A 10,887-nucleotide genomic window follows, 5' to 3' on the forward strand; every position below is an offset into this window, starting at 1 on the left:
CTGCTGGCCGGCTGCGCCAGCCACCCCACCACCGCCTACGATCCGTACGAGCCGTACAACCGTGCGATGTTCACAGTCAACGACAAGGCGGACCAGTGGGTGCTGAAACCGGCGGCTCAGGGCTATCAGGCCGTGGTGCCTTCGCCGATCCGTACCGGCATCGGCAACTTCTTCGACAACCTGAAGGACGTCTACAGCTTCGCGTTCAACGTTCTGCGCGCCGAGCCGGAAAAAGCCGCCAACGACTTCATGCGCGTGGCGATGAACACCGGCTTCGGCCTGTTCGGCCTGATCGACATCGCCGACCAGGCCGGTCTGAAGAACAACAAGACCTCGCTGGGCGACGTGATGGCCTCCTGGGGTTGGAAGAGCAGTAACTACTTCGTGATGCCCTTCTTCGGCCCGTCGACGGTACGCGACAGCACCGGCCTCGCCACCTCGTTGGTCGGCCCGGGGCCGGAAAAGCTGATCTACCATAACTCCAGGGACGCGCTGGCCTTCTACGGCGTCTACGGCGTCAGCACCCGCGCCAAGTACCTAGGCGCGGAAAACCTGCTGGATACCGCCGCGGTAGACCGCTACAGCTACACCCGCGACCTGTACATGCAGATGCGCGCCAAGCAGCTAGGCCAACCGGACCCGACACAGCCGGTGGACAACTTCAATCTGGACGATCTGGTGAGCGGCAGCGACAGCTCGGCCCCCGCCGCCGAACGCAAAGCCGCTCCGGCGGAAGCGTCCGCGCCCGCGGCGGCCGTCGCCGCTTCGGCCGCGCAATAAGCGCTCGACCCGTCCTACGCCGCTGCCGTCCTCCGGACGGCGGCGTTTTTCTTTTTCAAAACACAGGAGCCGCCATGAGCCAATTGCCCGCCTGTCCGCAATGCGGATCGGAATACACCTACCAGGACGGCGCGCTGTTCGTGTGCCCGGAGTGCGCGCATGAATGGAGCGACCAGCCGGCCGCCGCCGCTGAGGAGCAACGCGTGGTGCGCGATGCCGTCGGCAACGTACTGCAGGACGGCGACAGCGTCACCGTGATCAAGGACCTGAAGGTCAAGGGATCGTCGCTGGTGGTCAAGGTCGGCACCAAGGTGAAGAACATCCGCCTGGTGGACGGCGACCACGACATCGACTGCAAGATAGACGGCATCGGCGCGATGGGCCTGAAGTCCGAATTCGTCAAGAAAGCCTGATCCGCGCGGCGGATGCCGGCGATTGACGAAGGCGGCCCCGGGCCGCCTTTTTTCATCCCTTCTATACTCATGACAACTCCATCGCCAAGCGCCGACATCGATGATCCGCGTATTGTCCGGGCTATGCGCCGGCCTGTGGCTATGCCAGGCCGCCGCCCAGCCTCCCGCCGTCCGCCTGTGCCATGAGGACGCGCCATCCTATCCCTGGCTGCTGGAAAACGGCCGCGGCCTGAGCCAGATCATGATGGGCATGGTGGCCGACCGGCTCGGCATCGCGATCCAGACCGAAGCGCTGCCCTGGGTGCGCTGCATGGCCGAGGTCAAGGCCGGCCGCCTCGACGGCCTGTACAAGGTCAGCTACGCGCCGGAGCGGGTGGCGCTGGGCGAGTTTCCGCTGAAGCACGGCCAACCCGACGCCGCGCTGCGCATGCTGACCGACAGCTATCATCTCTATCGCGCCAGAAACGGCCGCCTGGGCTGGGACGGCCGCCATATCGCCCACGCGGACAAGGGCATCGCCGCCCAGACCGGTTTTTCCATCGTCGGCCAACTGCAGCAATGGGATCTGCGGGTGGACAGCAGCTCGCGCAGCGCGGCGGTCATCCTGCGCAAGGTGCTGCTGGGCAGGGTGGATGGCGCGGCGCTGCAAAGCCGGGCGGCGGACGACGCCATCGCCGCCGACCCGTCGCTGCAGGGCAAGCTGGACAAGCTGGAGCCGCCGCTGGCGGTCAAACCCTATTACCTGATCTTCTCGCACGATTTCTACCAGCGCCAGCCGGCGCTGGCCCGGCGCATATGGGACGCCGTGGCCGAGGTGCGCGCCTCGCCGGCCTACGCCGCCGCCCGCCCCGGCCAGTGAGCGACGGCGAACGCCGGCACCGGACAAAAAAACGCCGCGTCCCGAAGGCCCGCGGCGTTTTCCGTCATCAACGGCGCTGCGCTCAGCTGACGCGCTCGATCAGCGCGCCGACGGCGCCCAGCTTTTTCTCGATGTACTCGTAACCGCGGTCTAGGTGGTAGATGCGGTCGACGATGGTCTCGCCCTCGGCCACTAGGCCGGCGATCACCAGGCTGGCGGAGGCGCGCAGATCGGTGGCCATCACAGTGGCGCCGGACAGCTTCTCCACGCCCTTGACGATGGCGGTGTTGCCTTCCACTTCGATGTTGGCGCCCATGCGGTTCAGCTCGGGCACGTGCATGAAGCGGTTTTCGAAGATGGTCTCGGTCACCACGCCCGCGCCCTCGGCCACGCAGTTCAGCGTCATCAGCTGCGCCTGCATGTCGGTCGGGAAGGCCGGGTACGGCAGCGTGCGGAAGTTGACGGCCTTGGGGCGCTGCTTCATGTCCAGCGAGATCCAGTCGTCGCCGCACTCGATCAGCGCGCCGGTTTCGCGCAGCTTGTCCAGCACCGCTTCCATGCTCTGAGGCGCGGCATTCTTCAGCACCACGTGGCCGCGGGTCATCGCGCCAGCCACCAGGAAGGTGCCGGCCTCGATGCGGTCCGGCATCACCGCGTACTCGGCGCCGTGCAGCTTGTCCACGCCCTCGACCACCAGGCGGTCGGTGCCGATGCCGGAAATCTTGGCGCCCATCGCCACCAGGCAGTGGGCCAGGTCGGTCACTTCCGGCTCGCGGGCGGCGTTTTCCAGAATGGTGGTGCCTTCGGCCAGGGTAGCGGCCATCAACAGGTTCTCGGTGCCGCCGACCGTCACCATGTCCATCACGATGCGGGCCCCGCGCAAGCGCTTGGCGCGCGCCTTGACGTAGCCGTGTTCGATCGACACTTCCGCGCCCATCGCCACCAGGCCCTTGATGTGCTGGTCCACCGGGCGGCTGCCGATCGCGCAGCCGCCGGGCAGCGACACGGTGGCTTCGCCGAAGCGCGCCAGCGTCGGACCCAGCACCAGGATGGAGGCTCGCATGGTCTTCACCAGCTCGTACGGCGCCACCAGGCTGTCCAGCTGCGAAGCGGTGATCTCCACCTCGTGCACATTGTCGGTCATCACCCGGACGCCCATGCCCTGCAGCAGCTTCTGGGTGGTGGCGATGTCGCGCAGCATCGGCACGTTGGTGAAACGCATGGTGTCGCCGGTCAGGAGGCCGGCGCAGAGGATGGGCAGCGCGGCGTTCTTGGCGCCGGAGACGCGGATCTCGCCGTTCAGCGGGCCGTTGCCGATGATTTTCAGTTTATCCATGGTATTGCTTTCAGGCTTGCTGTTTGGCCCACTCGTCCGGCGTGGCCGCCTTGACGATGGAGAGCGCGTGGATTTCGTTGCTGGCCAGGCGGCTGGCGATCACTTCCTTCACCATGCGGTGGCGGTCGATCAGGCGCTTGCCCTCGAAGGCGGCCGACACCACGGTGGCGTAAAAGTGGTGGCCGTCGCCCTCCACTTTCAGGAAAACACAGTCGAGGCCAGCCTCGATATATTGTTTGACTTGCTCAGGGGTCATCTTGATTGTCCGAATGGCGAATAGGGTTCAGTGGCGCAGCTTGTAGCCGGCGCGGATCATGCCCAGCGCCAGCGCGCACAGCAGCGCGAAGCTGCCGGCCGCCACGCCGGCCGACAGCCAGGGATTGACGTCGGCCTGGCCGAAGAAACCGTAGCGGAAGCCGTCGATCATGTAGAACACCGGGTTGGCGTGCGACACGGCGTACCAGAACGGCGGCAGGCTGTGGATGGAATAGAACACGCCCGACAGGAAAGTCAGCGGCATGATCAAAAAGTTCTGGAAGGCGGCCAACTGGTCGAATTTTTCCGCCCAGATGCCGGCGATCACGCCCAGCGCGCCCAGCACGCCGCAGCCGAGCACCGCGAAGACCAGCGCCCACAGCGGCTGGGCCGGCAGCGGCAGGCCGAACCAGGCGGTGACGGCGAGCACGCCGGCGCCCACCGCCAGGCCGCGCACGATGGAAGCCAGCAGGTAGGCGAAGAAGAACTCGGCCGCGGTCAGCGGCGGCAGCAGCAAGAACACGATGTTGCCGGTGATCTTGGACTGGATCAGGCTGGACGAGCTGTTGGCGAAGGCGTTCTGCGCCATCGACATCATAGCCAGGCCCGGGATCAGGAAGGCGGTGTAGTCGACGCCGGGATAGGCCTCGACATGCCTGGACAGCACGTGGGCGAAGATCAGCTGGTACATCAGCGCGGTCAGCACCGGGGCCGCCACGGTCTGGAACGCCACTTTCCAGAAGCGCACCAGTTCCTTCTTGAACAGGGTGAAGAAGCCGGTCATGCCGCGCCTCCATTCATCATCTTGACGAACACGCTTTCCAGATCCGCCTCCACCACGTTCAGTTCGCGCACTTCCACGCCGGCCAGGCGCAGCTCGGCGAGCACGCCCTCCAGCTCCGACAGGTCGGCCAGCTGCAGCACCGCGCGGCCGTCGTCGTCGCGCAGCTTGCGCGGCAGCAGGCTGTCGGGCAGCGGGCCGGACAGCTTGACCGCCACTTCGCGGCGCGCGCTGTGCGCCAGCAGCTTGTCCTTGTTCTCCAGCGCCAGCAGCTTGCCCTTCTTCAGCATGGCGATGCGGCCGCACAGGGCCTCGGCTTCTTCCAGATAGTGGGTGGTCAGCACGATGGTGGTGCCGGCGCGGTTCAGCTCTTGGACGAAGGTCCACAGGCTCTGGCGCAGCTCGACGTCGACGCCGGCGGTGGGCTCGTCCAGCACCACCACGGGCGGGCGGTGCACCAGCGCCTGCGCCACCATCACCCGGCGCTTCATGCCGCCGGACAGCGCGCGCATATTGCTGTCGGCCTTGTCGGCCAGGCCCAGCTTGAACAGCAGCTCGTCGATCCAGGCCTCGTTGCGGGCCAGGCCGAAGTAGCCGGACTGGAAGCGCAGCGTCTCGCGCACCGACAGGAAGGGATCGAACACCAGCTCCTGCGGCACCACGCCCAGCGCGCGCCGCGCGTCGCGGAAGTCGCGCACCACGTCGCGGCCCATCACCCGGATGCTGCCGCTGTCGGGACGGGCCAGGCCGGCCAGCGCCGAGATCAGCGTGGTCTTGCCGGCGCCGTTGGGGCCGAGCAAGGCGAAGAATTCGCCGGGCTCGACAGCGAAGCTCACCCGGTCCAGCGCCTGCAGCTGGCCGTAGCGCTTGCTGACGGCCTCGATTTCGATTGCGTGGGACATGAAAACCATGGGGCCACCAAGGCGATGCCGTCCGGATGAACGCGCGCTAGTGGCTTGAGAAAAAAGCGCAATTATAGCGCCGGCTCAGCCGCAAGTGGTAAGTTGTTCCATCACCGGCGGCAGGAAAATGCCGCGGTACAAATACTGCAACAGCCGGCTGGCGGCCAGGGTGGCGTCTGGACACGGCGTCTCCACCAGCAGCCGGTTCATCAGGCCGTCGTGCAGCGACTGCAGCGCCACCGCCACTTCGTCCGGATCGACGCAATCATAGGTCTGTCCCCGCTCCTTGGCGGCCCGCACCACCTGGCTCAGCATCCCGCGCGCCTCGTGCATGTGGGCGACGCATTCCTCGTGGATCGGCGCCAGTTCGCCGACGTGCTCGCTGCGCATGAACAGGATCAGCAGGATGCGCCTCACCTGCGGATTATGCTCGATCAGCGCCAGCAGACGGTGGCTGTGCTGCCACAGCGCCTGGGCCGGATCGGTGTTGGCGACAAGCAACAATTGCTCGCGCATGTCGTCGAACGACGGCGACACCCGGTCCAACATCGCGCGGTACAGATCCAATTTGTTCTGGAAGTGCCAGTACACCGCGCCCCGGGTCAAGCCGGCGGCGGTGGCGATTTCCGCCAGCGTGGTGCGCGACACGCCCTGCTCGCTGAACAGCTGTTCGGCGGCGTCCAGCAGCAGCTGGCGGGTCTGTTCCGCTTCCTCACGTGTTTTCCGTGCCATTCCTGATTCTTTACGCTAGTACTAATTAATGAATTTTAACGCCTATCCCTAGCCGATATCGCAAAGCTGTTACATGACTCGACATTTCTTCATTTTACATACAGACGCGTATGTATGTAAAATGCGCAGACTCGGGGATATGACACCTCAGACCATTCCCCCAATAACAAAGTAATTCTCCATTACCTTTCCGGATTCTGCTTTCGAGGACTCGAGACCATGCAAGCAAGTGCAGTTTTCCCGCGCGCCGCGCGCGGGCTGATGCTGGGCGTAGTGGCCGCCAGCCTGGCGGCCTGCGGCCAGAAACCCGACGCCCAAGCCGGCGGCGCGATGCCGCCGGTGCCGGTGGCCGTGATCAAGGTGCAGCCGGCCGACGTGCCGGTGTCGTACGAATTCGTCGGCCAGGCGGCCGGCTCGCGCGAAGTGGAAGTGCGCGCCCGGGTCGGCGGCATCCTGCAGAAGCGCGCCTACGCCGAAGGCAAGCCGGTCAAGGCCGGCGACCTGCTGTTCCAGATCGACCCCGAGCCGTTCAAGGCGGCGCTGGACCAGGCCAAGGCCAATCTGCAGGTGCAGCAGGCGCAGCTGGCCCGCACCAAGCAGGACTACGAGCGCATCATGCCGCTGTTCAAGGAGAACGCGGTCAGCCAGAAGGACCGCGACGACTCCGTGGCCGCCTACAACGCCGCCAAGGCCTCCACCGCCGCCGCGCAGGCGCAGGTGGAACAGGCGCAGATCAATCTGGGCTACACCCGCGTCACCGCGCCGATCTCCGGCATCACCAGCCAGGAAGCCCGCTCCGAGGGCAGCCTGGTGGCCACCAGCGCCGACGCCAGCCTGCTGACCAAGATCTCGCAGCTGGACCCGATCTACGTCAACTTCAGCATGTCCGACGGCGACATGCTGAACCTGCGCAAGATGCAGCACGCCGGCAAGCTGAAGCTGGCCAACGGCGGCGGTTTCGAAGTCCAGCTCAAGCTGCCCGACGGCAGCATGTACGGCAAGTCCGGCCATCTGAACTTCACCGACAGCCTGGTGGACACCACCACCGGCACCATCCGCTCGCGCGCCACCTTCGCCAACCCGCAAGGCGGCATCCTACCCGGCCAGTTCGTCCGCGTGCAGCTGAACGGCGCGGTGCGCACTCAGGCCATCACCGTGCCGCAGCGCGCGGTGCTGACCACGCAGCAGGGCAAGATGGTTTGGGTGGTCAGCGCCGAAGGCAAGGCCGCGCCGCGCCCCATCGTCACCTCGCAGGAAGTGGGCATGGACGTGCTGGTCGAGCAGGGCCTGAAGGCCGGCGACCAGGTCGTCGTCGACAACATCATCAAGCTGCGTCCGGGCGCCGAGGTCAAGCCTCACCCGTTCCAGGCCGACGCCAGCGCGCCGGCCGCCGCGGCCAAGCCGTAAACCCAGGGGGAACCTGATACATGTTTTCCGCTTTCTTCATCCGGCGGCCGATCTTCGCCAGCGTGATCTCCATCGTGATCATGCTGGCGGGCCTGGCCGCCATCAAGGCGCTGCCCATCCAGCAGTACCCTGAAATCGTGCCGCCGGTGGTGAATGTCACCGCCAGCTATCCGGGCGCTTCCGCCGAAGTGATCGCCAACACCGTGGCCGCGCCGCTGGAGCAGGCGATCAACGGCGTGGACGACATGCTGTACGTGCAGTCGAACAGCGCCAGCAACGGCACGCTGTCGCTGACCGTGTCGTTCAAGATCGGCACCAATCCGGACCAGGCCACCATCAACGTCAACAACCGCGTGCAATCGGTGCTGTCGCAGCTGCCGGAAGAAGTGCGGCGCCAGGGCGTCAACGTGCGCAAGAAGTCCGCCACCATCTTGCAGGTGGTGTCGCTGTTCTCGCCCGACAACAGCCACGACACGCTGTTCATCAGCAACTACGCGCTGTTGAACGTGGTGGACGAGCTGAAGCGGGTGCCGGGCGTGGGCGACGTGGTGAACTTCGCCGGCCAGGACTACTCGATGCGGATCTGGCTGAAGCCGGACAAGCTGGCCCAGTTGAAGCTGACGCCCAGCGACGTGGCCGCCGCCATCCGCGAGCAAAACTCGCAGTTCGCCGCCGGCAAGCTGGGCGCAGAACCGACGCCGCAAAAGCTGGACTTCACCTACACCGTGACCACACAGGGCCGCCTGTCGGAGCCTGAGGAGTTCGAGAACATCATCGTGCGCGCCAATCCGGACGGCTCGGCGGTGAAGCTGAAGGACGTCGCCCGCGTCGAGCTGGGCGCGCTGTCCTACGACTTCCACGGCAAGCACAACGGCAAGGCCACCATCCCGATCGGCATCTTCCTGGCGCCGGGCGCCAACCAGCTGGCCACGGCGCAAGCAGTGGAAACCGAGATGCTGCGCCTGTCCAAGAGCTTCCCGACCGGCCTGTCCTATGGCATCCCCTACGACACCACCAAGTTCGTCGAAGTGTCGATCGAGGAGGTGTACAAGACGCTGGCCGAAGCCATGGTGCTGGTGTTCCTGGTGGTGTTCCTGTTCCTGCAGAACTGGCGCGCCACGTTGATTCCCTGCCTGGCGGTGCCGGTGTCCATCGTCGGCGCCTTCGCCGGCATGTACGCCTTCGGCTTCACCATCAACACGCTGACGCTGTTCGGCCTGGTGCTGGCCATCGGCATCGTGGTGGACGACGCCATCGTGGTGCTGGAGAACGTCGAGCGCCTGATGACGCAAGAAGGCTTGTCGCCGCGCGAGGCCAGCCTGAAAGCGATGAAGGAAGTGTCCGGCGCGCTGGTCGCCATCGTGCTGGTGCTGTGCTCGGTATTCATCCCAGTGGCCTTCCTGGGCGGCATCGCCGGCCAGATGTACAAGCAATTCGCGATGACGATCGCGGTGTCGGTGGTGATCTCCGGCATCGTGGCGCTGACGCTGACCCCGGCGCTGTGCGCGCTGATCCTGAAGTCCGAACACCAGCACCCGAACCGCTTCTTCACCTGGTTCAACAACTGGTTCGACCGTCTGACCGAGCGCTACGCCAGCGGCGTGGCCTTCATCAACAAGCGCGCGCTGCTGGCCGTGGTGCTGTTCGGCGGCCTGCTGTTGGCCTCCGCCGGCCTGTTCCGCATGATTCCGTCCAGCCTGGCGCCGGACGAGGACCAGGGCTACATCCTGGCCGCGGCCTTCCTACCGGACGGCGCGTCGCTGACCCGCACCGCCGCCACCATGGACAAGCTGGACGCCATGATGGCCAAGAACCCGGCGGTGCAGGACCGGATGACGTTCGCCGGCTTCGACATCCTGTCCGGCGGCAACAAGACCAACGCCGGCGTGTCCTTCATCGTGCTCAAGCCCTGGGATGAACGCAAGACGCCGGAACTGTCGTCGATGGCTGTGGTGAAGGACGTCTTCGCCAAGGGCGCGATGGGCGTCACCGACGGCATCATCCTGGCCTTCAACCCGCCGCCGATCTCCGGCATGTCCAACACCGGCGGTTTCGAAGCCTATGTGCAGGACCGCGCCGGCCGCACCCCGGCCGAACTGGGCGACATCACCAAGAAGATGGTGGCCGCCGCCGCCAAGCGTCCGGAGCTGAAGGGCGTGCAAACCACCTTCTCCGCCAGCGTCCCGCAGATCTTCGTCAAGCTGGACCGCGACAAGGCCAAGGCGCTGGGCGTGCCGGTGAACAATGTGTTCGACACCATGCAGAGCACCTTCGGCGCGCTATACGTCAACGACTTCAACAAGTTCGGCCGCACTTTCCGCGTGCAGCTGCAGTCCGAAGCGCCGTTCCGCACCAAGGTGGACGACCTGCGCAACGTCTACGTGCGCTCGCAGGCCGGCCAGATGATCCCGTTGACCGCGCTGGTGACCATCCAGCAGACCACCGGCCCGGAAACGCTGGAACGCTTCAACGTGTTCCCGGCGGCCAAGCTGGTGGGCGGCCCGGCGCCGGGCTACAGCTCAGGCCAGGCGCTGACCGCGCTGGAGGAAGTGGCCAAGGAAACGCTGCCCGAGGGCTATAGCTTGGCCTGGACCGGCTCCGCCTTCCAGGAAAAGTCCACCAGCGGCTCGTCCAGCCTGGTGTTCGGCTTCGGCATGATCATGGTGTTCCTGATCCTGGCGGCGCAGTACGAGCGCTGGAGCCTGCCGATCTCGGTGCTGATGGCGGTGCCCTTCGCCGTGTTCGGCGCGCTGATGGCCAACTGGCTGCGCGGCCTGGCCAATGACGTGTACTTCCAGGTGGCGCTGGTGACGCTGATCGGCCTGTCGGCCAAGAACGCGATCCTGATCGTCGAGTTCGCGGTGCAGCAGATGGAGGAGGGCATGGAAGCGGTGGACGCCGCGATGCAAGCCGCCCGCCTGCGCTTCCGCCCGATCGTGATGACCTCGCTGGCCTTCGTGCTGGGTTGCGTGCCGCTGGCCATTTCCAGCGGCGCCGGCTCCGCCAGCCGCCACTCGATCGGCACCGGCGTGATCGGCGGCATGCTGGCCGCCACCTTCCTCGCCACCTTCTTCATTCCGCTGTTCTTCATCCTGATCATGAAGCTCAGCAAACAGAACAAGCCTCAGCAGAACGCCGAGGCCGGAGGAAACGCAGATGCTTAAGCGGGCCCTGATCCCCACCATGCTGGCGCTGGCGCTGTCCGCCTGCGCGGTGGGCCCCGACTACAGCCGGCCCAAGGTCGAGCTGCCGGAAGCCCAGGCCGGCGCCCAGGCGCCGGCGGTGGACGCCGGCTGGTGGAAACGCTTCGACGACCCGGTGCTGAACCAGCTGATCGAAGAAGCCATCAAGAGCAACCTCGACCTGCAAGCCGCCGCCGCCCGCGTCGACCAGGCCGCCGCGCAGGCCGGCATCGCCCGCGC

At 66.0% G+C, this 10,887-nt stretch carries 10 protein-coding genes and 1 pseudogene; 6 read left to right on the forward strand and 5 right to left on the reverse strand.

Annotated features, from left to right (window positions below):
- The 3 genes from LQR33_RS20525 to LQR33_RS20535 all read left to right on the forward strand — a co-directional run.
- Positions 1-780, forward strand: a 780-nt coding sequence (locus LQR33_RS20525) for an MlaA family lipoprotein (RefSeq protein ID WP_331282873.1), incomplete at its 5' end; no start/stop codon positions are given.
- A 74-nt stretch (positions 781-854) separates the two neighbouring features.
- Positions 855-1,193: a zinc ribbon domain-containing protein YjdM gene (locus tag LQR33_RS20530; RefSeq protein WP_021475023.1), complete on the forward strand. Its 339-nt coding sequence runs from the start codon at positions 855-857 to the stop codon at positions 1,191-1,193.
- Positions 1,194-1,293: 100 nt separating this feature from the next.
- Positions 1,294-2,052 carry a type 2 periplasmic-binding domain-containing protein gene (locus LQR33_RS20535; protein ID WP_231177492.1) on the forward strand — a complete coding sequence of 253 codons (759 nt, stop codon included), beginning with the start codon at positions 1,294-1,296 and terminating at the stop codon, positions 2,050-2,052.
- Between the two features lie 82 nt (positions 2,053-2,134).
- Here LQR33_RS20535 and murA read toward each other — a convergent pair whose 3' ends face one another.
- The 5 genes from murA to LQR33_RS20560 form a co-directional block, all read right to left on the reverse strand.
- Positions 2,135-3,388 (reverse strand): UDP-N-acetylglucosamine 1-carboxyvinyltransferase, encoded by a 1,254-nt coding sequence (gene murA, locus LQR33_RS20540; RefSeq protein ID WP_021475025.1) that lies wholly within the window; start codon positions 3,386-3,388, stop codon positions 2,135-2,137.
- A 10-nt stretch (positions 3,389-3,398) separates the two neighbouring features.
- Positions 3,399-3,644, reverse strand: a complete 246-nt coding sequence (locus LQR33_RS20545) for a BolA family protein (protein WP_021475026.1) — start codon at positions 3,642-3,644, stop codon at positions 3,399-3,401.
- Between the two features lie 27 nt (positions 3,645-3,671).
- Positions 3,672-4,427, reverse strand: coding sequence for an ABC transporter permease (locus tag LQR33_RS20550; RefSeq protein WP_231470255.1), 756 nt, complete (start codon positions 4,425-4,427; stop codon positions 3,672-3,674).
- Positions 4,424-5,326, reverse strand: a complete 903-nt coding sequence (locus LQR33_RS20555; RefSeq protein ID WP_166440939.1) for an ABC transporter ATP-binding protein — start codon at positions 5,324-5,326, stop codon at positions 4,424-4,426. The genes LQR33_RS20550 and LQR33_RS20555 overlap by 4 nt, the downstream gene beginning before the upstream one ends.
- 84 nt (positions 5,327-5,410) lie before the next feature.
- A complete protein-coding gene (locus LQR33_RS20560) occupies positions 5,411-6,058 on the reverse strand; it encodes a TetR family transcriptional regulator (protein ID WP_046157952.1) in 648 nt (215 codons plus the stop codon).
- 219 nt (positions 6,059-6,277) lie between these two features.
- Here LQR33_RS20560 and LQR33_RS20565 point away from each other — a divergent pair, with 219 nt between their 5' ends.
- The 3 genes and pseudogenes from LQR33_RS20565 to LQR33_RS20575 form a co-directional block, all read left to right on the forward strand.
- On the forward strand, positions 6,278-7,465 hold the full coding sequence (locus LQR33_RS20565) for an efflux RND transporter periplasmic adaptor subunit (protein ID WP_031295273.1): 1,188 nt from the start codon (positions 6,278-6,280) through the stop codon (positions 7,463-7,465).
- A gap of 20 nt (positions 7,466-7,485) precedes the next feature.
- Positions 7,486-10,629 (forward strand): efflux RND transporter permease subunit, encoded by a 3,144-nt coding sequence (locus LQR33_RS20570; protein WP_231470256.1) that lies wholly within the window; start codon positions 7,486-7,488, stop codon positions 10,627-10,629.
- Positions 10,622-10,887 (forward strand): annotated as a pseudogene (locus LQR33_RS20575) (efflux transporter outer membrane subunit); the annotation flags it as partial. The gene LQR33_RS20570 and the pseudogene LQR33_RS20575, both read left to right, overlap by 8 nt.

Origin of the sequence: Chromobacterium piscinae (assembly GCF_021129175.1) — a bacterium.
Classification (GTDB): Bacteria; Pseudomonadota; Gammaproteobacteria; order Burkholderiales; family Chromobacteriaceae; genus Chromobacterium; species Chromobacterium piscinae.

Excerpts from the sequence above, each read along its gene's own strand:
- LQR33_RS20530 (WP_021475023.1), top strand. The coding sequence starts at position 855 with ATGAGCCAATTGCCCGCCTGTCCGCAATGCGGATCGGAATACACCTAC.
- LQR33_RS20535 (WP_231177492.1), top strand. The coding sequence starts at position 1,294 with ATGATCCGCGTATTGTCCGGGCTATGCGCCGGCCTGTGGCTATGCCAG.
- murA (WP_021475025.1), bottom strand. The coding sequence starts at position 3,388 with ATGGATAAACTGAAAATCATCGGCAACGGCCCGCTGAACGGCGAGATC.
- LQR33_RS20545 (WP_021475026.1), bottom strand. The coding sequence starts at position 3,644 with ATGACCCCTGAGCAAGTCAAACAATATATCGAGGCTGGCCTCGACTGT.
- LQR33_RS20550 (WP_231470255.1), bottom strand. The coding sequence starts at position 4,427 with ATGACCGGCTTCTTCACCCTGTTCAAGAAGGAACTGGTGCGCTTCTGG.
- LQR33_RS20555 (WP_166440939.1), bottom strand. The coding sequence starts at position 5,326 with ATGTCCCACGCAATCGAAATCGAGGCCGTCAGCAAGCGCTACGGCCAG.
- LQR33_RS20560 (WP_046157952.1), bottom strand. The coding sequence starts at position 6,058 with ATGGCACGGAAAACACGTGAGGAAGCGGAACAGACCCGCCAGCTGCTG.
- LQR33_RS20565 (WP_031295273.1), top strand. The coding sequence starts at position 6,278 with ATGCAAGCAAGTGCAGTTTTCCCGCGCGCCGCGCGCGGGCTGATGCTG.
- LQR33_RS20570 (WP_231470256.1), top strand. The coding sequence starts at position 7,486 with ATGTTTTCCGCTTTCTTCATCCGGCGGCCGATCTTCGCCAGCGTGATC.